This window comes from Streptomyces sp. NPDC057638 (assembly GCF_042800315.1).
Classification (GTDB): domain Bacteria; phylum Actinomycetota; class Actinomycetes; order Streptomycetales; family Streptomycetaceae; genus Streptomyces.
Genome location: NZ_JBHVHF010000142.1, coordinates 1 through 19,694 on the forward strand (window position 1 = coordinate 1; position 19,694 = coordinate 19,694).

Here is a 19,694-nt window from a genome sequence, read left to right on the forward strand (position 1 = left end):
CCGCGTGACCGCGGTGGGCGTCGTTATTGGTGAGGGACGTGCCCTTACCGCTTCTTCAGGTTGAGGATGTAGTGACAGCCGATGACCTGGTGGTACTCGCGGGATTCCTGCTTATAGGTGAAGCGACAGCTCTTGATGTCACCTCGCACCTGCCCCGTGACCTTGATCTTGACCACGTAGTACCTATCGGCCAGTGCGCCCGCTGTGACCCGGATCGGTTCGTCGATGACATCCCGGGCGCGGTTCAGGGTGGCTTCCAGTTCGTCCCCGGGACGGGCTGCCCCGACCACGGAGTTGTCGGTGTCGCTCCTGGCGTACGCGCTCATCCCGGTGACGCTGAGGCCCTCGGGCACATTGATGACCTTCGCTCCGGTGACCGTGAGGTCGGTGGCTGACCTGTTGTACGGCAGGGGCAGGGCGAACCGGTACTCCTCGCCGATCTCCACATCCTCAAGGCCCGTGAACGTAGCGGCCTCGGTGTCACCGCCGAGTGCTGTGCCCCGTAGCGGTGGCTTCGCTTCCTCCGACTCGGCGCACGCGGTCAGGAAGAGGAGGGAGGCGAGGAGGGTCCCTTTAGTACGCGTACATGATGCCCGGGCGACCGGAAACCTTGTCATAGAGGCCCCACACGTAGTACTTGGTCCTGCGCTGCTGGGTGAGGATCTTCTGGGTGTGGTTGGTGTCATAGGTCAGCGATCCTCCGAGCGACAGGCTGAACGGAGAGGCCACGCCGGACCACTTGACGCTCTTGCCCCGAGTTACCCCGTGTACGGCCTTGCGGGGAAGCGAGGCCCGGTACGACGGGTTGGACTTGGAGTACCGCGCGCCGCCATCCAGATGGCTCACGTCCTTGCCGTACGCACCGGCCTGCCATCCCGCGGGGATGGTGTACCGGACCGGTACGACCTGATCGTAGGAACTGCGTGTCTGAGCGCCGCAGATGTAGTACCGCCGCTGCTTGTGGTATTCCATGGGAATACGCCACTGCTTGGAGAAGAACGGTCCCTGGGCCTGGTATCCGCTGATCGAGCCCGAGCTGTTGCCGACCGTCATGCTCCCGCCGATCTTCCAGCGGCCCTGGGAGGTGTAGGCGACGTCGATGGTGTTTTGGACCTTGTTCTCGTACTCGAAGGCGGCGTAGGAGTCGTCGTAGGAGTGTGCTTCGCCGACGGTTGTGTACGAGTAGGTCCTGGCCCTCAGTGTGGTGACCCAGGAGCAGGACCCGCCGCCTGCGTAGGCACTGACCCGCTCGGCGCTGATGTCTTTGCCGTTGACGATGTGGGGGTTGTAGCCGGGTTCGGCGGGGCCGCGCTCGCTCTGCCATCGCGGAGTGGGTTCGTCGCGGTAGACGGTCTCCGCTTCCAGCGAGGCAGCGTAGGTCGACGCTCGCTGGCTCGCCGTCGGCTCGGGCAGGTTGTTCTCAGGAGCGTCCTCGGGCAGAAGAGGCAGCAGCTCGATCGTGTGTGAGGGCTCCGCACTCTGGATGGCCGCGCTGCGTGACACGGTCCCCGTGACCGGGTCCGGGGGAGCGGCGGTGCGGTGATCGACACCGAAGAGTCGTGCGCCAGACGAGGAGACCGCAGTGGTGGACGCGGTGATGTTGAGCGCACCACCGTTTGTCTCCGCCGCCTTCTGGGCCGCTGTGGGCAGAGGGTCTGGCAGGGCGAGTGACCAGGTGCCGTCCGCTCGTGTCCTCACGGTGCCAAGGTCGGGCAGGTCGAACTCCTCGCCGATGGTGGTCGCGGGAATCACCGCCTCGACGGTCACGTCCAGACCGGCGGCGGGCGATCCGTCGCCCGTGGTGAACCTGCCGGATACCGTCGCGGGACCCGTAGGCGAAGGATCGGGCGCGGGCGGGTCCAGCGGGGCGGCTCCCGACACATCGGGCTTGGTTCCGAAGTGGGGCGTGGCGTCCGCGGGCGCCGACGACAGGCAGGAAGCGGGATTCGCGAAGCCCGTTGTCACACCGACGGCGATCTCCGCATCGATCAGCCGCAGAGGAGTGCCCCCGTAGCGGGCGACTGTGCCCTTGCGGTCCGTGACGTTGAAGACACCGGGAGCGGGGCTCCAGATGGCGAAGGCCGCCGGTACGCCGGTGCCGACCACGGTGCCTGTGGAGGTCGGGCCGAGCGTGATGGAGTTCAGCGCCGCCTCGTAGTCCCAGCTTCTGATGGTGCCGTCAAGGTAGCCGTAGATCTTGTTTCCGGCGGCCCAGACGTGTGTGGACTTACTCAGAGCCTTCACCGCGGGATCAGTCGCGGGCAGCAGTGCGAGACGGGACATGCGGGCGGACGCGGGAGTGCCGTCCGGGAACTGGATGACGTAGACGTGGAGGGCACCGGCGGTATCGAAGGTGACCAGGCGGCCGTCTCCATCCGTCCACAGGGATCTCTGCTGTGACCACTCCTGGCCCGCCCGCACCGCGAAGGTGTACTCGGGGGTCAGGATCGCTCCGCCTGATTCCGACTTGTCCTGGTATGACTTGAGAGGCTTCGTGTCATCGAAGCGGTCGAAATGGAAGAGACGCGTACCACCCCCTGGTACGAGGGCGGTCAGTACCGAGAACGTCGCGCTCTTCTCGCTACTGAAGAGGTGCCCGTACTCCGTGCTCTTCGGGTCCCAGTCGACATAGCGTGTGATGCGCCCGGCGTTAATGGAGTAGGTGGGAACTGAGTACGGGCAGGAAGTCGTGGCGGTCGGTACCGCGGAAAGGCTCGTCGGGCTCGCCACCGCGGATGGCGCTGTCAAGGCGGTGGCCAGCAGAGCTGCGACGCATGCGCTGCCGACCAGGCGTCTGCCTGGTCTCCTGGGCGCGCGAATTCTCATGAGATCTCTCTGGGGTCGCGTGTGAGCAGGGCTTATCACTGCTCGTGATCGCGGCATTCAAGCATGATCATTTCTTCTACCCCTATGGCACCCTCCATCAGGGCAGTGCCTTGCATACGGGGATTGTCAGCGCTTTGTGTGGATTAATCCGAAACGGATCTGAGCGTCCCTTGAGGGGTGCGCGCATCGACTTTGCCTAGATTTGACCTTGGAGGGCCCGGATGCGGGAGCGGGGCGCGCAGGGCTGCCTCTCACGAAGTTCTCAGCCACCCGTGCAACCCTGTCTCCCCCCTCGCCGTCTCCCCAGTGGGGGAGCAAAGATTGACAGTGCGGACAAAACCGCATCCTGAGGCATCCGACTGTGCCCGATCGGCTGAGCGGGGGGCGCGGCCACACGGACAGGACCGAGGAGACCATGGGTGATATCGGCGGTGGGGACCGGATAGGCCGCGGCGGGCGGGGGCGGCGGCGGAAGGCGCCGTCGGCCAAGCGCCGGGTGGGGGGCGTCGTCGCCTGGGTGGTCGCCGGGGCCGTGGTTCTCGGCGGGGGCGGGCTGGGGTACGTCTATCTCAAGCTCGACGGGAACCTCAATGGCATCGACATCAACGGCCAGCTCCGTGGTGAGCGGCCCGAGGACGTCGACAACGGCTCCACCGACATCCTCGTCCTCGGCTCCGACTCGCGCTCCGGGGCGAACGCCGAGTACGGCGGCAGCGAGGAGGGCGCCCGCGCCGACACCGCGATGGTCGTCCACCTCTACGAGGGGCGGAAGAAGGCCAGCGTCGTCTCCATCCCCCGGGACACCCTCATCCAGCGGCCGGACTGTGTGGACGGCGACGGCAGAACGGTCCCCGGCCAGAGCCGGGCCATGTTCAACACCGCGTACGAGGTCGGTGGGCCCGCCTGCGCGGTCAAGACGGTGGAGCGGATGTCCGGCATCCGGATGGACCACTTCATCGAGGTGGACTTCACCGGCTTCAAGAAGATGATCGACGCCCTCGGCGGGGTGGAGATCACCACCACCAAGGCGATCAAGGATCCGCAGAGCCATCTCGATCTGCCGCCCGGCACGCACCGGCTCGACGGCGAGCAGTCGCTCGGTCTCGTCCGTACCCGCAAGAGTGTCGGGGACGGCAGTGACCTCGGCCGGATCCAGCTCCAGCAGGCGTTTATGAAGGCATTCATCAACCAGGTCAAGGACGTGGGGGTGCTCAGCAGCCCCACGAAGCTGCTGGATATCGCGGATACCGCCACCAAGGCGATCACCCCCGACTCCGAGCTGGACTCGGTCTCGGAGCTGATGAGCTTCGCCCGGGGCCTCTCCGGGCTGAAGTCATCGGATGTACAGATGGTGACCATGCCGGTGGAGTACGACCCGGTCGACCCGAACCGGGTGATCCCGCTGCCCGCGGCCGCCGCCCAGGTGTGGAGCGCGCTCCGGCTGGACCGGCCCATTCCGGCGACGGCGCTCACCGATTCCGCCGGGGACAAGGGTTCCACCGCCGGGATCTTCCGGGGGACACCGCCCGCCGGGACGGGCGGGGAATAGTCTCCGGGGCACCCCGGTTTTGGGAGATACGGCCGGTCCTGGCAGACTGGTACGTCGGCCCCGGTTCACGTGCGCGCACTCCGCCCGTACGACCCGGAGCCCTCCCGAAACTAGGAGACACCTTGAAGCGCGACATCCACCCCGAGTACGTCGAGACCCAGGTGAGCTGCACCTGTGGCGCGTCGTTCACCACCCGTAGCACCCTCTCCGGCGGCACCATCCGCGCTGAGGTCTGCTCCGAGTGCCACCCGTTCTACACGGGCAAGCAGAAGATCCTCGACACCGGTGGCCGTGTGGCCCGCTTCGAGGCCCGCTTCGGCAAGGCCGCCGGCAAGAAGTAGCGAGCCGACCGCGCCGGTCCGCGGCCTCCCTTCCGGGGGTGGCTGGGACCGGCGCTTTGGCGTCCCGCAGAAAACCTCGTACGAGACCAGGAGTCCCCGATGTTCGAGGCGGTCGAAGAACTGATCGGTGAGCACACCGATCTGGAGCAGAAGCTCGCCGACCCGTCCGTCCACGCCGACCAGGCGAACGCGCGCAAGCTCAACAAGCGGTATGCCGAGCTGACGCCGATCGTCGCCGCGTACCGCTCCTGGAAGCAGACCGGTGACGACATCGCCACCGCGCGTGAGCTGGCCGCCGAGGACCCGGACTTCGCCGCCGAGGTCAAGGAGCTGGACAAGCAGCGCGAGGAGCTGACCGAACGGCTGCGCCTGCTGCTCGTACCCCGCGACCCCAGTGACGACAAGGACGTGATCCTTGAGGTCAAGGCGGGTGCGGGCGGTGATGAGTCCGCGCTCTTCGCCGGGGATCTGCTGCGGATGTACCTGCGGTACGCCGAGCGCGTCGGCTGGAAGACCGAGATCATCGACTCCACCGAGTCCGAGCTCGGCGGCTACAAGGACGTCCAGGTCGCCGTGAAGACCAAGGGCGGCGGCGCCGCCGAACCCGGTCAGGGAGTCTGGGCCCGGCTGAAGTACGAGGGCGGGGTGCACCGCGTCCAGCGGGTGCCCGCGACCGAGTCCCAGGGCCGGATCCACACCTCCGCCGCCGGGGTGCTCGTCACCCCCGAGGCCGAGGAGATCGACGTCGAGGTCAACCCCAACGATCTGCGGATCGACGTCTACCGCTCCTCCGGTCCCGGTGGCCAGTCCGTCAACACCACGGACTCCGCGGTGCGCATCACCCATCTGCCCACCGGTGTCGTCGCCTCCTGCCAGAACGAGAAGAGCCAGCTCCAGAACAAGGAGCAGGCCCTGCGTATCCTGCGCTCGCGGCTGCTGGCCGCCGCGCAGGAGGAGGCCGAGTCCAAGGCCGCCGACGCCCGCCGCAGCCAGGTCCGCACCGTGGACCGCTCCGAGAAGATCCGTACCTACAACTTCCCCGAGAATCGCATCTCGGACCACCGGGTCGGCTTCAAGGCGTACAACCTGGACCAGGTGCTCGACGGAGACCTCGACGCCGTCATCCAGGCGTGCGTCGACGCGGACTCCGCCGCGAAGCTCGCCGCCGCCCAGTAGACCCGGGCCCAGCGCCCCGATACCCCGCACCTGCTGGAGGACCAGTGAACCTGCTGCTCGCCGAGGTGGCCCAGGCCACCCAGCGGCTGGCCGACGCAGGCGTGCCGTCACCCCGCTTCGACGCGGAGGAGCTGGCCGCCTTTGTGCACGGTGTGAAGAGGGGCGAACTCCACAACGTCAAGGACGCCGACTTCGACGCCCGCTACTGGGAGGCCATCGCGCGCCGTGAGGCCCGCGAGCCCCTTCAGCACATCACCGGCCGCGCTTTCTTCCGCTATCTGGAGCTCCAGGTCGGCCCCGGCGTCTTCGTCCCCCGCCCGGAGACCGAGTCGGTCGTCGGCTGGGCCATAGACGCGGTCCGTGCCATGGACGTCGTCGAGCCCCTGATCGTCGACCTCTGTACGGGGTCGGGGGCCATCGCCCTCGCCATGGCGCAGGAGGTCCCGCGCTCACGGGTGCACGCCGTCGAACTCTCCGACTCCGCCCTCACCTGGGCGCGCAAGAACGCCGAGGGCTCCCGGGTCAGCCTGCACCAGGGCGACGCGCTCGGCGCGCTGCCCGAGCTGAACGGCCAGGTCGACCTGGTCATCTCCAACCCCCCGTATATCCCGCTCACCGAGTGGGAGTACGTCGCGCCCGAGGCACGGGACCACGACCCGGAGATGGCGCTCTTCTCCGGCGAGGACGGCCTCGACACCATCCGGGGCATCGAGCGGACCGCGCACCGGCTGCTGCGGCCCGGCGGTCTGGTGGTGATCGAGCACGCGGACACCCAGGGCGGCCAGGTGCCGTGGATCTTCAACGAGGAGTCGGGCTGGGCGGACGCGGCCGACCACCCGGACCTCAACAACCGCCCGCGGTTCGCCACCGCCCGCAAGGCGACCCCGTGACGACCCATCTCTGTCTTCCTGGCGATGGGCCGCTGACCGCTCCCCGTCCGGGCCACCTCCGAACTCCCGTGCGTGAATGCGCCCCGCCCCACCCCTCGTTGGCTCTGCCGGTGAGCGGCTCCGTGGGAGGCTTCGCTCTACCCGAGGTCGGTTGTGAGCCGAAGGGGCGCGCCGGGGGGCACCCCCAGCCGCAGGGCTGGGGGATCTCACGGCCGTCGCGCGGAGATCGCGAGGTACGAGTGATCGAGCACGTCGGACGCGGGACAACAGCTGAAGCGCCCCGGTGGCGGTCCCTCCCGGGCGGAGCCTGGGGGAGAACAACCGCTGAAAAATACAGAAAGGCACGATGATGGCTCGGCGATACGACTGCAACGACGCGAGCGACCGTGTGACCGGCCTGCGTGAGGCCGCGTCCGCTGTTCGTCGTGGCGAACTCGTCGTCATGCCCACGGACACCGTGTACGGGCTGGGCGCCGACGCGTTCGGCTCGGAGGCCGTCGCCGATCTGCTCGCGGCCAAGGGGCGGGGCCGCAATATGCCCACGCCCGTGCTCATCGGCTCGCCCAACACCCTCCATGGACTGGTCACCGACTTCAGCGAGGCGGCGTGGGAGCTGGTCGACGCCTTCTGGCCGGGTGCGCTGACCCTGGTCGCGCGGCACCAGCCGTCGCTCCAGTGGGACCTGGGGGACACCCGTGGCACGGTCGCGATCCGGATGCCGCTGCACCCGGTGGCGATCGAGCTGCTGACCGAGGTCGGGCCGATGGCCGTCTCGTCGGCCAATCTGACCGGGCACCCGGCGCCGGAGGACTGCGACGCCGCGCAGGAGATGCTCGGCGACTCGGTCTCGGTCTACCTCGACGGCGGGCCGACGCCGGGGATCGTGCCGTCCTCGATCGTCGATGTGACGGGCCGGGTCCCGGTGCTGCTGCGCGCGGGCGCGCTCGACGCCGATGAGCTGCGCAAGGTCGTGCCCGACCTTGAGGTGGCCCCTTGATGGGCCCCCTGGGCGGCTCCCCGGACGGCCGCGACGAAGGGCGTGGCATACCCGTGGAGCACGATCCTCCCCGGGAGCACTGCTTCCGGATCCTGCATGTCAGTACCGGCAATGTCTGCCGCTCGCCGATCACCGAGCGGCTGACCCGCCATGCCCTGGCCGGCCGGCTGGGCGACCTCGTCAGCAGCGGGGTCATCGTGGAGAGCGCCGGGACCTGGGGGCACGAGGGCGCGCCGATGGAGGCCAACGCGGAGACCGTGCTGGCCGACTTCGGCGCGGACGCCACCGGGTTCGCGGGGCGCGAGCTGCTGGACGAGCACGTCATCCGGGCCGACCTGGTGCTGACCGCCACCCGGGACCACCGCGCCCAGGTGATCTCCATGGGGCACTCGGCCGGGCTGCGGACCTTCACCCTGAAGGAGTTCACCCGTCTGGTGCGGGCGATCGACCCGGCGACGCTGCCGGATCCCCGGGACGAGGGCGTGGTCGAGCGTGCGCGGGCCCTGGTGCGGGCGGCGGCGGCGCTGCGCGGCTGGCTGCTGGCCCCGAACGCCGAGGCGGACGAGGTCCATGACCCGTACGGGGCTCCGATCACCTTCTTCCGCTCCATCGGCGATGAGATCAGCCAGGCCCTGGAGCCCGTGGTGACCGCTCTGACGGGCGTTCCCGCCGACCGGGGGCGCTGACCCGGTCCTCCGTGGGGGCTCCGGTCTCACGGGCCCTGACGCCCCGCCCGGCACACCTGCTCCGGGGGCCCTGACGCCCCGCCCGGCACACCCTGACCTCCCGGCATACATTGGAGGGGCAGTCCCCGCGCGAGCCCGGAGGCCCCTCATGACCCTCCGTACCGCCCCTTTCTCCGGGGCCGAGGCGTCCCCCGACGTGGCGCCCGCGGACTTCGGCGCGCTCCGGCGGCAGGATCCCGAAGTGGCCGAGGTGATCCTGGGGGAGGCGGCGCGGCAGGCGCGCACCCTCCAGCTGATCGCGGCGGAGAACGTCACCTCGCCCGCCGTACTGGCCGCGCTGGGCTCCCCGCTCGCCAACAAGTACGCGGAGGGCTATCCGGGCGCCCGTTTCCACGGGGGCTGTGAGCTGGTGGACACCGTCGAGCGGATCGCCGTCGAGCGGGCCACCGCGCTCTTCGGGGCCGAGCACGCCAACGTCCAGCCGCACTCGGGTTCCTCCGCCGTCCTCGCGGCCTACGCGGCCCTGCTGCGGCCGGGTGACACGGTGCTGGCCATGGGAGTCCCGTACGGGGGTCATCTCACCCATGGCTCGCCCGCGAACTTCTCCGGGCGCTGGTTCGACTTCGTGGCGTACGGGGTCGACCCGCTGACCGGCTGGATCGACTACGGGCGGGTACGGGCGCTGGCGCGCCGCCACCGGCCCGCCGCGGTGGTGTGCGGCTCGATCTCCTACCCCCGCCATCTCGACTACGCCCGGTTCCGGGAGATCGCCGACGAGGTGGGGGCCGTGCTGATCGCCGACACCGCGCATCCGATGGGGCTGATCGCGGGCGGGGCGGCGCCCAGCCCGGTCCCGTACGCCGATGTGGTCTGCGCGACCACGCACAAGGTGCTGCGGGGCCCGCGTGGCGGGATGCTGCTGTGCGGGCGGGAGCTGGCGGAGCGGATCGACCGGGCGGTCTTCCCCTTCACCCAGGGGGGCGCGCAGATGCACACGGTCGCGGCGAAGGCGGTGGCGTTCGGGGAGGCGGCGACGCCCGCGTTCGCGGCGTACGCGCACCAGGTGGTGGCCAATGCGCGGGTGCTGGCCGCGGGGCTGGCGGCTGAGGGGTTCTCCCTGGTCACCGGGGGTACGGATACCCATCTCATCGGCGCCGACCCGACCCCGCTGGGCGTGGACGGCAAGGAGGCCCGGGGACGGCTGATGGCGGCGGGGCTGGTCCTGGACACCTGTGCCCTGCCCGGCGCTGAGGGGCGTGGGCTGCGGCTGGGGACAGCGGCACTGACCAGCCAGGGGATGGGGGAGGCGGAGATGGCCAGGATCGCGGTGCTCTTCGCGCAGGCGCTGCGGCGGGGTTCCGAGGCCGGGGTCCGTGCGGAAGTCCGGGAGCTTGCCGGTAGATTTCCGCCGTATCCCAAGTAGCGTCGGTGCCGGTGCAACCATGGCCCGCACCCGTATGTCCTCAACCATGTGGTCACCACAGCTAGGGTGTGGGGCTGAGATGGCCAGCGATTCCTGTGGGGCAGCCCGTGCGTGATTTCCTGCTGACGCTCTGTGTCACGGCCGCGGTGACCTATCTGCTGACCGGTCCGGTGCGCAAGTTCGCCATCGCGACCGGGGCGATGCCGGAGATCCGTGCCCGCGACGTACACCGAGAACCGACACCACGCCTCGGTGGTATCGCCATGTTCTTCGGGCTCTGCGCCGGCCTGCTGGTCGCCGACCACCTCCAGAACCTCGACAGCGTCTTCGAGCTCTCCAACGAGCCCCGCGCGCTGCTCTCCGGCGCGGCCCTGATCTGGATCATCGGCGTCCTGGACGACAAGTTCGAGATCGACGCCCTGATCAAGCTCGGCGGGCAGATGATCGCCGCGGGTGTGATGGTGATGCAGGGTCTGACCATCCTGTGGATCCCGGTGCCCGGGGTCGGGATGGTCTCGCTGACCTCCTGGCAGGGCACGCTGCTGACGGTCGCCATCGTGGTCCTCACGATCAACGCGGTGAACTTCGTCGACGGTCTGGACGGGCTGGCCGCGGGCATGGTCTGCATCGCCGCCGCCGCGTTCTTCCTCTACGCCTACCGGATGTCGGTCAGCCACGGCATCGAGGCCGCCGCGCCCGCCACGCTCTTCACCGCGATCCTGATGGGGATGTGCCTGGGCTTCCTGCCCCACAACATGCATCCGGCGCGGATCTTCATGGGGGACTCGGGCTCGATGCTGATCGGGCTGGTCCTGGCGGGTGCCGCCATCTCGGTGACGGGCCAGGTCGACATGGACACCTTCAAGCTCTTCGGCGGCACCCGCGAGGCCACCCATACGGCCCTGCCGGTCTTCATCCCGCTGCTGCTGCCGCTGACGATCATCGCGATCCCCATGGCCGACCTGGTGCTGGCGATCGTCCGGCGTACCTGGAACGGCCAGTCGCCGTTCGCCGCCGACCGGGGCCATCTGCACCACCGGCTGCTCCAGATCGGCCACTCGCACAGCCGGGCGGTGCTGATCATGTACTTCTGGTCGGCGCTGATCGCCTTCGGCGTGGTCGGCTACTCCGTGATGTCGGAGTCGCCGTGGATCCCGATGGCGGTGGCCGGGCTGAGCGCGATCGGTCTGATCCTGCTCCTGCTGCCGCGCTTCACCCCGCGCGCGCCGCGCTGGGCGGAGTCCTTCGTCCCGCCGCGCTACCGGCGCCGCCAGGTGGCCCCGGACGGCGGTACGGAGCCATCCGGGGCCCTCGTACCACCAACGGCCTCCGAGAGCTCCACGCGCCCGTCCGCGCGCCCTGGTGAAACCACACATCACCCCGAGGCGCAAGAGGGTGAAGGCGGCGATGGTGTCGGTGGGGCCGATGGGGTGACCCATGAACGCTCCAGGGCGGGGTCCCCGGCCGGTAACGGCGCCACCGCGACCGGCTCCCCTGGCCGCTCATCGGAGCGGAAGAAGGCGGTCACTCGTCGATGAGCACAGATGAAGTCCCCCCGCTGACACCGCTGACGCCGCCGACATATCACTCGTCTGCATGCATAAGCTGACATAAATCAGGTGAGAACGCGCACACCCGTGCGCAGTGGTCCTCATGTGTGATAGTTGGCACATACCTGAGTAAAGACCTGCCCAAATAGTTTGTGATACGGTTCACGAGAACCGGCGACAGAGCCGAAAGACCGTAGTGCGACGGTCTGTTGGCCCCCGAGGACCCAACTCGGACCCGGATTACGCTCGTCCATGACGACACCACTGCCACCACCAGAGCGGAGCTGCCGCCATGCCGTCTACTGACGCACGCACTCTTGTCCATACCGCTGTCCCCACCGCTGTCGCAGGCGCTATCGCCACCGCGATCGCCGGAGGGGTCGCCGGGGGCGACGGAGCGATCGGCGCGGCGGTCGGCACCCTGGTGGTCGTCCTCTTCATGGGGATGGGGCTGGTCGTCCTCCAGCGGACGGCTAAATCTCTTCCGCATCTATTTCAGGCCATGGGGCTGATGCTCTACACGGCCCAGTTGCTGTTGCTCTTCATGTTCATGGCCGCGTTCAAGGACACCACGCTCTTCCACGCCAAGGCCATGGCGTTCACGTTGCTCGCCACCACACTCGTCTGGGTCGCCGCACAGGCCCGCGCCTATATGAAGGCGAAGATCCTTTACGTGGATCCCGAGGGTGCGAAGGGTGAGAAGCCCCAGAACGCGGGGTCAGCGACGTGAAGGGTAGGGCCGGGATAAAGGGCTGTACGCGTTCCTGCTATCGTCCGGTGCCAACTGCGGCTCTGCGGGCGCGGGCATCTGAGCTTACGCCCGCTCATCCGCGAGGCTCTATGCCCGCCTGCCGCCCTCACATCCGAAACACCAGTCCAGTGCCGACCCGCGGCTGCGCGCCGCGCCGACACAACGAGGTTGCCGTACCTATGCGCCACGCTGAAGGAGCCCGCGGTGAGTGCTGACCCCCAGATGCTCGCCTTCGAGGCGGACTGTCAACTCTTCAGTGGGTGTGGATTCAACGCCCCTGGGCTCCACACCTTCATGTACGAGCCCATCTTCACGGTGGGTGGTTTCGAGTTCGACAAGCCCATGCTGCTGGCTCTGGTGAGCAGCATCATCGTCGTCGGGTTCTTCTGGGCCGCTTTCGGCAAGGCCAAGCTGGTGCCGGGCAAGCTCCAGATGGTCGGCGAAGCCGGTTATGACTTTGTGCGCCGTGGCGTGGTCTACGAGATCATCGGTAAGAAGGACGGCGAGAAGTACGTCCCGCTGATGGTGTCGCTCTTCTTCTTCATCTGGCTGATGAACCTCTGGTCGATCATTCCGGTCGCCCAGTTCCCGGTGACCTCCCTGATCGCCTATCCGGCAGGTCTCGCCCTTCTGGTCTACGTCCTGTGGGTCGGGCTCACCTTCAAGAAGCACGGCTTCGTCGGTGGCTGGAAGAACATCACCGGCTACAACAAGGAACTCGGTCCGATCCTTCCCCTGGTGGTCGTGCTGGAGTTCTTCTCCAACCTGGTCATCCGGCCCTTCACCCACGCGGTCCGACTGTTCGCGAACATGTTCGCCGGTCACCTGCTGATCGTGATGTTCACCGTCGCGAGCTGGTACCTGCTGAACGGCATCGGCATCCTCTACGCCGGCACGTCGTTCATCCTGGTCATGGTGATGATCGTGTTCGAGCTGTTCATCCAGGCCGTCCAGGCGTACGTCTTCGTCCTGCTGGCCTCCAGCTACATCCAGGGCGCGCTCGCCGAGCACCACTGAGCCACTCACCCGCACCCACTCCCACCCCCAGACGTCCGGTGGCCAACCCCCACCGGGTCCTTGAAAGAGAAGGAAGAACCGGCATGTCCGCTCTCCAGACCCTTGCCGCCGTCGAAGGAAACGTCGCCGCGATCGGTTACGGTCTCGCCGCCATTGGTCCCGGCGTCGGCGTCGGCATCATCTTCGGTAACGGCACCCAGGCCCTCGCCCGTCAGCCCGAGGCGGCCGGCCTGATCCGCACCAACCAGATCATGGGTTTCGCCTTCTGTGAGGCGCTCGCCCTCATCGGCATCGTCATGGGCTTCGTCTACTAAGACGCGGACCGGACAGACCGACCCTTATTCACGGAAGGCACTGATGTGATCGCTCAGTTCACTCTTGCGGCGGGGGAGGAGCAGCCTCCTCTGATCCCGCATCCCGACGAGCTCATCATCGGCCTGATCGCGTTTGCCATCGTCTTCTTCTTCCTCGCCAAGAAGCTCCTCCCGAACATCAACAAGGTTCTGGAAGAGCGCCGGGAGGCCATCGAGGGCGGCATCGAGAAGGCTGACGCGGCGAAGATCGAAGCCGAGAGCGTCCTGGAGCAGTACAAGGCCCAGCTCGCCGAGGCCCGCCACGAGGCCGCCCGTCTCCGCCAGGAGGCCACCGAGCAGGGCACCGCGATCATCCAGGAGATGAGGGCGGAAGGCCAGCGGCAGCGCGAGGAGATCGTCGCCGCCGGGCACGCGCAGATCGAGGCCGACCGCAAGGCCGCCGCGGCCGCGCTCCGCCAGGACGTGGGCAAGCTCGCCACCGACCTGGCCGGCAAGCTCGTCGGCGAGTCCCTGGAGGACCACGCCCGCCAGAGCCGCACGGTGGACCGCTTCCTCGACGAGCTTGAGGCGAGCGCCGCGAAGGCCGAGGCGACCCGATGAACGGAGCGAGCCGCGAGGCGCTGGCTACCGGACGCGAGGCTCTCGACGCGCTGACGGACAACACGTCCGTCGACGTGGCGAAGCTCGCCCAGGAGCTGGCCGCCGTCACCGCGCTGCTCGACCGCGAGGTGTCACTGCGTCGGGTCCTGACCGACCCGGCGCAGGCCGGTGAGGCCAAGGCCGAACTGGCGCGGCGCCTGCTGGGCGGGCAGGTCGGCGGGGAGACCGCCGACCTCGTCTCCGGACTGGTCCGCGCCCGCTGGTCGCGCTCGCGCGACCTGGTCGACGGCCTGGAGGAGCTGGCGATCACCGCCGACCTCACGGCCGCGCAGAAGGCGGGCACGCTCGACGACGTCGAGGACGAGCTGTTCCGGTTCGGCCGCGTCGTGGAGTCCAACCCCGGACTGCGGGCCGCGCTCACCGACCGTACGGCCACCGCGTCCGCCAAGAGCGAGCTGCTGAGCAGCCTGCTCGGCGGCAAGGCCGACCCGGTCACCGAGCGTCTGGTCATCCGCCTGGTGACCGCGCCGCGGGGACGTAGCCTGGAACAGGGACTCGACTCCCTGTCCAAGCTGGCCGCCGCGCGCCGGGACCGGATGGTCGCCGTCGTCACCTCGGCGGTGCCCCTCAGCGACCAGCAGAAGCAGCGCCTCGGCGCGGTGCTGGCCAAGGTCTACGGCCGGCAGATGCATCTCAACCTGGATGTGGACCCCACGGTCCTGGGCGGGATCTCCGTCCGCGTCGGGGACGAGATCATCGATGGCACGGTCGCCGACCGGCTCGGCGAGGCCACCCGTCGGATGGCCGGCTGACCGCGCGGTCAACCGAACACAGACAGTCAGTACGAGCAGTACCAGCGGCCCGGTTGGGCCGTGCAGAGATTGCAGAAGATTCCTGGGGGTCGGCCCCCAGACCCCTTAAGAAACTTCGGGCCCAACAAGGAGAGCAGGGAACCCAGATGGCGGAGCTCACGATCCGGCCGGAGGAGATCCGGGACGCGCTGGAGCACTTCGTCCAGTCGTACAAGCCGGACGCGGCCTCGCGCGAGGAGGTCGGTACGGTCAGCCTGGCCGGTGACGGCATCGCGAAGGTCGAGGGTCTGCCCTCGGCCATGGCCAACGAGCTGCTCAAGTTCGAGGACGGGACCCTCGGTCTCGCCCTGAACCTGGAGGAGCGCGAGATCGGCGCGATCGTCCTCGGCGAGTTCAGCGGCATCGAGGAAGGCCAGTCCGTCACCCGCACCGGCGAGGTGCTGTCGGTGGCCGTGGGCGAGGGCTACCTCGGCCGCGTCGTCGACCCGCTCGGCAACCCGATCGACGGTCTCGGCGAGATCGAGACCTCGGGTCGCCGCGCCCTGGAGCTGCAGGCTCCCACGGTCATGGAGCGCAAGTCGGTTCACGAGCCGATGGAGACGGGCTACAAGGCCGTCGACGCCATGACCCCGATCGGCCGTGGTCAGCGTCAGCTGATCATCGGTGACCGCCAGACCGGCAAGACCGCCCTGGCCGTCGACACGATCATCAACCAGCGCGACAACTGGCGCTCGGGTGACGTGAACAAGCAGGTCCGCTGCATCTACGTCGCCATCGGCCAGAAGGGCTCCACCATCGCGTCCGTGCGCGGCGCGCTGGAGGAGGCCGGCGCCCTGGAGTACACCACCATCGTCGCCGCCCCGGCGTCCGACCCGGCGGGCTTCAAGTACCTCGCCCCCTACACCGGCTCGGCCATCGGTCAGCAGTGGATGTACGAGGGCAAGCACGTCCTGATCATCTTCGACGACCTGTCGAAGCAGGCCGACGCCTACCGTGCCGTGTCGCTGCTGCTGCGCCGTCCGCCGGGCCGTGAGGCGTACCCCGGTGACGTCTTCTACCTGCACTCCCGTCTGCTGGAGCGCTGCGCCAAGCTCTCCGACGCCATGGGCGCCGGTTCGATGACCGGTCTGCCGATCGTCGAGACCAAGGCCAACGACGTCTCGGCGTTCATCCCGACCAACGTCATCTCCATCACCGACGGTCAGTGCTTCCTGGAGTCCGACCTCTTCAACGCCGGTCAGCGCCCCGCGCTGAACGTCGGTATCTCGGTCTCCCGAGTCGGTGGCTCCGCCCAGCACAAGGCGATGCGCCAGGTCTCCGGCCGACTGCGCGTGGACCTCGCCCAGTACCGCGAGCTGGAGGCGTTCGCCGCCTTCGGTTCCGACCTGGACGCCGCGTCGAAGTCCTCCCTGGAGCGCGGTAAGCGCATGGTCGAGCTGCTGAAGCAGCCGCAGTACCAGCCGATGCGCACCGAGGACCAGGTCGTCTCCGTCTGGGCCGGTACCACCGGCAAGATGGACGACGTCCCGGTGCAGGACATCCGTCGCTTCGAGACCGAGCTGCTCGACTACCTCCACCGCGAGGAGTCCGGGCTGATGTCCTCGATCCGCGAGGGCGCCAAGATGTCGGACGACACCCTGACCAAGGTCGCGGACTCCATCGCCGCGTTCAAGAAGCAGTTCGAGACGCACGACGGCAAGCTGCTCGGCGAGGACGCCCCGGCCACCGTCAACGTCTCGAAGTGACGACGGAAGGGACCTGACTCATGGGAGCGCAGCTCCGGGTCTACAAGCGTCGCATCCGGTCCGTCACCGCGACGAAGAAGATCACCAAGGCGATGGAGATGATCGCCGCCTCGCGCATCGTCAAGGCGCAGCGCAAGGTGGCGGCCTCCGCGCCGTACGCGACCGAGCTCACGCGCGCGGTCACGGCGGTGGCGACCGGATCGAACACCAACCACCCCCTGACCACGGAGGCGGAGCGCCCGGCCCGTGCCGCGGTGCTGCTCATCACGAGCGACCGCGGTCTGGCCGGCGGCTACTCCTCCAACGCCATCAAGGCGGCGGACCGGCTCACCGAGCGGCTCCGCGGCGAGGGCAAGGAGGTCGACTCCTTCATCGTCGGCCGCAAGGGTGTCGCCTACTACGGCTTCCGTGAGCGCAAGGTCGCGGACTCGTGGACCGGGTTCACGGACAGCCCGGAGTACGCGGACGCCAAGAAGGTGGCCGCTCCGCTCATCGAGGCCGTCCAGAAGGACACCTCGCAGGGCGGTGTCGACGAGCTGCACATCGTCTTCACGGAATTCGTGTCGATGATGACGCAGACGCCGGTCGAGAACCGGATGCTGCCGCTCAGCCTTGAGAAGGCGGCGGAGGAGAGCGGTGCGAAGGGCGAGATCCTTCCGCTGTTCGACTTCGAGCCCTCGGCGGAGGACGTCCTCGACGCCCTGCTGCCGCGCTATGTCGAGAGCCGGATCTACAACGCGCTGCTTCAGGCCGCCGCTTCCGAGCACGCGGCCCGTCGCCGGGCGATGAAGTCGGCCACCGACAACGCGGGTGAGCTGATCAACTCGCTCTCCCGACTTGCCAACGCGGCCCGCCAGGCCGAAATCACCCAGGAAATCAGCGAGATCGTCGGTGGCTCCAGTGCCCTGGCCGACGCGACCGCGGGGAGTGACAAGTAATGACGACGACAGTTGAGACGGCCGCCGCCACGGGCCGCGTCGCCCGGGTCATCGGCCCGGTCGTCGACGTGGAGTTCCCCGTCGACGCGATGCCGGAGATCTACAACGCGCTGACCGTCCAGGTCGCGGACCCGGCCCAGGAAGGCGCCACCAAGACGCTGACCCTGGAGGTGGCCCAGCACCTCGGTGACGGCCTCGTCCGCACCATCTCCATGCAGCCCACCGACGGTCTGGTCCGCCAGGCCGTGGTGACCGACACGGGCGCGGGCATCACCGTCCCGGTCGGTGACTTCACCAAGGGCAAGGTCTTCAACACCCTCGGCGAGGTGCTCAACCACCCCGAGGCGAACAAGGAGAAGACCGAGCGCTGGGCGATCCACCGCAAGGCTCCCGCCTTCGACCAGCTTGAGTCGAAGACCGAGATGTTCGAGACGGGCCTGAAGGTCGTCGACCTGCTCACCCCGTACGTCAAGGGTGGAAAGATCGGTCTGTTCGGTGGTGCCGGTGTCGGCAAGACCGTGCTGATCCAGGAAATGATCATGCGTGTCGCCAACCTCCACGAGGGCGTCTCCGTCTTCGCGGGTGTCGGTGAGCGTACGCGTGAGGGCAACGACCTCATCGACGAGATGGAGGAGTCCGGCGTTCTGGAGAAGACCGCGCTGGTCTTCGGCCAGATGGACGAGCCCCCGGGCACCCGTCTGCGCGTCGCCCTGGCGGGTCTGACCATGGCGGAGTACTTCCGCGATGTGCAGAAGCAGGACGTGCTCTTCTTCATCGACAACATCTTCCGGTTCACCCAGGCCGGTTCCGAGGTGTCCACCCTGCTCGGCCGTATGCCGTCCGCGGTGGGTTACCAGCCGAACCTGGCGGACGAGATGGGTCTGCTCCAGGAGCGCATCACCTCGACCCGTGGTCACTCGATCACCTCGATGCAGGCGATCTACGTCCCCGCGGACGACCTGACCGACCCGGCTCCGGCCACCACCTTCGCCCACCTTGACGCGACGACGGTGCTCTCCCGTCCGATCTCGGAGAAGGGCATCTACCCGGCCGTGGACCCGCTGGACTCCACGTCCCGGATCCTGGACCCGCGGTACATCGCGAACGACCACTACCAGGCCGCGATGCGCGTCAAGGGGATCCTCCAGAAGTACAAGGACCTCCAGGACATCATCGCGATCCTCGGTATCGACGAGCTCGGCGAAGAGGACAAGCTCGTCGTCCACCGTGCCCGCCGGGTCGAGCGCTTCCTGTCCCAGAACACCCACGCGGCGAAGCAGTTCACCGGTGTGGACGGTTCGGACGTCCCGCTCGACGAGTCGATCACCGCGTTCAACGCGATCTGCGACGGCGCGTACGACCACTTCCCCGAGCAGGCCTTCTTCATGTGTGGTGGTCTTGAGGACCTCAAGAAGAACGCCAAGGAGCTGGGCGTTTCCTGAGTCCGCTGACTCCGGGCGAAGGGGGCGGGGTCCGTCCCGCCCCCTTCGTACGCCCATCGCGTGACCCCGGGGGCTCGCCCGCCCCCGGATCCCGGCCATGACAGGCCGGAGCGGGGCCTGGGCGCCTTGGCGCCCACCGCCCCATTAGACTTTGACCCAACACCCGGCGGATACGCCGGGTGGTGACCCGAGGAGCCACCCTTGGCTGCTGAGCTGCATGTCGAGCTGGTCGCCGCCGACCGTCAGGTCTGGTCCGGCGAGGCCACCCTGGTCGTCGCGCGCACCACGTCCGGCGACATCGGCGTCATGCCCGGTCACCAGCCGCTTCTGGGTGTGCTGGAGTCGGGCCCGGTGACGATCCGTACCACCACCCCCGAGGGTGCGGGGACGGTCGTCGCCGCCGTGCACGGCGGTTTCATCTCCTTCGCCGACAACAAGCTGTCGCTGCTGGCGGAGGTCGCCGAGCTGGCGGACGAGATCGACGCCCAGCGTGCCGAGCGCGCGCTGGAGCGTGCCAAGGCGGATTCGGACGCCGCGGCCGAGCGCCGCGCCGATGTCCGGCTGCGCGCGGTGGCGGTGCACTGAGCACCCCGCCGACAGTCGTTACCCTCAGCCGCGGGCCGGTCGGGAGAAATCC

Annotated in this window: 19 protein-coding genes; 17 read left to right on the forward strand and 2 right to left on the reverse strand. The window is 68.4% G+C overall.

Features of this window, described 5'->3' with window-relative positions:
* Positions 1-44 precede the first annotated feature (44 nt).
* Together ACFVIM_RS19760 and ACFVIM_RS19765 are read right to left on the reverse strand one after the other, a co-directional pair.
* The gene (locus ACFVIM_RS19760) at positions 45-617 is read right to left on the reverse strand and encodes a hypothetical protein (RefSeq protein WP_384302888.1); all 573 of its coding nucleotides are present in this window, start codon (positions 615-617) and stop codon (positions 45-47) included.
* Positions 574-2,730 carry a hypothetical protein gene (locus tag ACFVIM_RS19765; protein ID WP_384302889.1) on the reverse strand — a complete coding sequence of 719 codons (2,157 nt, stop codon included), beginning with the start codon at positions 2,728-2,730 and terminating at the stop codon, positions 574-576. Before ACFVIM_RS19765 ends, ACFVIM_RS19760 begins: the two co-directional genes overlap by 44 nt.
* A 511-nt stretch (positions 2,731-3,241) precedes the next feature.
* On the opposite strand from ACFVIM_RS19765, the gene ACFVIM_RS19770 reads away from it, so the two are divergent.
* The 17 genes from ACFVIM_RS19770 (at position 3,242) to ACFVIM_RS19850 (ending at position 19,642) form a co-directional block, all read left to right on the forward strand.
* Positions 3,242-4,375: an LCP family protein gene (locus ACFVIM_RS19770; protein WP_384302891.1), complete on the forward strand. Its 1,134-nt coding sequence runs from the start codon at positions 3,242-3,244 to the stop codon at positions 4,373-4,375.
* A 122-nt stretch (positions 4,376-4,497) separates the two neighbouring features.
* The gene (gene rpmE / locus ACFVIM_RS19775; protein WP_384302893.1) at positions 4,498-4,716 is read left to right on the forward strand and encodes a 50S ribosomal protein L31; all 219 of its coding nucleotides are present in this window, start codon (positions 4,498-4,500) and stop codon (positions 4,714-4,716) included.
* A 99-nt stretch (positions 4,717-4,815) separates the two neighbouring features.
* Positions 4,816-5,892 carry a peptide chain release factor 1 gene (gene prfA, locus ACFVIM_RS19780; protein ID WP_384302895.1) on the forward strand — a complete coding sequence of 359 codons (1,077 nt, stop codon included), beginning with the start codon at positions 4,816-4,818 and terminating at the stop codon, positions 5,890-5,892.
* Positions 5,893-5,936: 44 nt separating this feature from the next.
* The gene (prmC, locus tag ACFVIM_RS19785; protein WP_384302897.1) at positions 5,937-6,782 is read left to right on the forward strand and encodes a peptide chain release factor N(5)-glutamine methyltransferase; all 846 of its coding nucleotides are present in this window, start codon (positions 5,937-5,939) and stop codon (positions 6,780-6,782) included.
* Positions 6,783-7,131: 349 nt separating this feature from the next.
* Positions 7,132-7,779, forward strand: a complete 648-nt coding sequence (locus tag ACFVIM_RS19790; RefSeq protein ID WP_384302921.1) for an L-threonylcarbamoyladenylate synthase — start codon at positions 7,132-7,134, stop codon at positions 7,777-7,779.
* Positions 7,779-8,465, forward strand: a complete 687-nt coding sequence (locus ACFVIM_RS19795; protein ID WP_384302899.1) for a protein-tyrosine-phosphatase — start codon at positions 7,779-7,781, stop codon at positions 8,463-8,465. The genes ACFVIM_RS19790 and ACFVIM_RS19795 overlap by 1 nt, the downstream gene beginning before the upstream one ends.
* Positions 8,466-8,613: 148 nt before the next feature.
* On the forward strand, positions 8,614-9,888 hold the full coding sequence (gene glyA, locus ACFVIM_RS19800) for a serine hydroxymethyltransferase (RefSeq protein ID WP_384302901.1): 1,275 nt from the start codon (positions 8,614-8,616) through the stop codon (positions 9,886-9,888).
* A 107-nt stretch (positions 9,889-9,995) separates the two neighbouring features.
* Positions 9,996-11,426 (forward strand): MraY family glycosyltransferase, encoded by a 1,431-nt coding sequence (locus ACFVIM_RS19805; protein ID WP_384302903.1) that lies wholly within the window; start codon positions 9,996-9,998, stop codon positions 11,424-11,426.
* 304 nt (positions 11,427-11,730) lie between these two features.
* Positions 11,731-12,168 (forward strand): hypothetical protein, encoded by a 438-nt coding sequence (locus ACFVIM_RS19810; RefSeq protein WP_384302905.1) that lies wholly within the window; start codon positions 11,731-11,733, stop codon positions 12,166-12,168.
* Positions 12,169-12,393: 225 nt separating this feature from the next.
* Complete coding sequence (gene atpB / locus ACFVIM_RS19815) at positions 12,394-13,206, forward strand: F0F1 ATP synthase subunit A (protein ID WP_384302907.1); 813 nt, start codon at positions 12,394-12,396, stop codon at positions 13,204-13,206.
* A gap of 83 nt (positions 13,207-13,289) precedes the next feature.
* Entirely contained in the window at positions 13,290-13,520 is a 231-nt protein-coding gene (atpE, locus tag ACFVIM_RS19820; protein WP_006346597.1) for an ATP synthase F0 subunit C, read from the forward strand.
* A 45-nt stretch (positions 13,521-13,565) separates the two neighbouring features.
* Complete coding sequence (locus ACFVIM_RS19825; RefSeq protein ID WP_384302910.1) at positions 13,566-14,120, forward strand: F0F1 ATP synthase subunit B; 555 nt, start codon at positions 13,566-13,568, stop codon at positions 14,118-14,120.
* A complete protein-coding gene (locus ACFVIM_RS19830) occupies positions 14,117-14,932 on the forward strand; it encodes a F0F1 ATP synthase subunit delta (RefSeq protein ID WP_384302912.1) in 816 nt (271 codons plus the stop codon). Before ACFVIM_RS19825 ends, ACFVIM_RS19830 begins: the two co-directional genes overlap by 4 nt.
* A gap of 146 nt (positions 14,933-15,078) precedes the next feature.
* Positions 15,079-16,677 (forward strand): F0F1 ATP synthase subunit alpha, encoded by a 1,599-nt coding sequence (gene atpA / locus ACFVIM_RS19835; protein ID WP_384302914.1) that lies wholly within the window; start codon positions 15,079-15,081, stop codon positions 16,675-16,677.
* 20 nt (positions 16,678-16,697) lie between these two features.
* Complete coding sequence (locus ACFVIM_RS19840) at positions 16,698-17,615, forward strand: F0F1 ATP synthase subunit gamma (protein ID WP_384302916.1); 918 nt, start codon at positions 16,698-16,700, stop codon at positions 17,613-17,615.
* Complete coding sequence (atpD, locus tag ACFVIM_RS19845; RefSeq protein ID WP_384302918.1) at positions 17,615-19,057, forward strand: F0F1 ATP synthase subunit beta; 1,443 nt, start codon at positions 17,615-17,617, stop codon at positions 19,055-19,057. The genes ACFVIM_RS19840 and atpD overlap by 1 nt, the downstream gene beginning before the upstream one ends.
* Positions 19,058-19,258: 201 nt before the next feature.
* A complete protein-coding gene (locus ACFVIM_RS19850) occupies positions 19,259-19,642 on the forward strand; it encodes a F0F1 ATP synthase subunit epsilon (protein WP_384302919.1) in 384 nt (127 codons plus the stop codon).
* The last annotated feature ends 52 nt before the right edge of the window (positions 19,643-19,694 follow it).

Coding starts and splice junctions, on each gene's coding strand:
- ACFVIM_RS19760 (WP_384302888.1), bottom strand. CDS start 617: ATGACAAGGTTTCCGGTCGCCCGGGCATCATGTACGCGTACTAAAGGG.
- ACFVIM_RS19770 (WP_384302891.1), top strand. CDS start 3,242: ATGGGTGATATCGGCGGTGGGGACCGGATAGGCCGCGGCGGGCGGGGG.
- prfA (WP_384302895.1), top strand. CDS start 4,816: ATGTTCGAGGCGGTCGAAGAACTGATCGGTGAGCACACCGATCTGGAG.
- ACFVIM_RS19790 (WP_384302921.1), top strand. CDS start 7,132: ATGGCTCGGCGATACGACTGCAACGACGCGAGCGACCGTGTGACCGGC.
- ACFVIM_RS19795 (WP_384302899.1), top strand. CDS start 7,779: ATGGGCCCCCTGGGCGGCTCCCCGGACGGCCGCGACGAAGGGCGTGGC.
- glyA (WP_384302901.1), top strand. CDS start 8,614: ATGACCCTCCGTACCGCCCCTTTCTCCGGGGCCGAGGCGTCCCCCGAC.
- ACFVIM_RS19810 (WP_384302905.1), top strand. CDS start 11,731: ATGCCGTCTACTGACGCACGCACTCTTGTCCATACCGCTGTCCCCACC.
- atpE (WP_006346597.1), top strand. CDS start 13,290: ATGTCCGCTCTCCAGACCCTTGCCGCCGTCGAAGGAAACGTCGCCGCG.
- ACFVIM_RS19830 (WP_384302912.1), top strand. CDS start 14,117: ATGAACGGAGCGAGCCGCGAGGCGCTGGCTACCGGACGCGAGGCTCTC.
- atpA (WP_384302914.1), top strand. CDS start 15,079: ATGGCGGAGCTCACGATCCGGCCGGAGGAGATCCGGGACGCGCTGGAG.
- ACFVIM_RS19840 (WP_384302916.1), top strand. CDS start 16,698: ATGGGAGCGCAGCTCCGGGTCTACAAGCGTCGCATCCGGTCCGTCACC.
- atpD (WP_384302918.1), top strand. CDS start 17,615: ATGACGACGACAGTTGAGACGGCCGCCGCCACGGGCCGCGTCGCCCGG.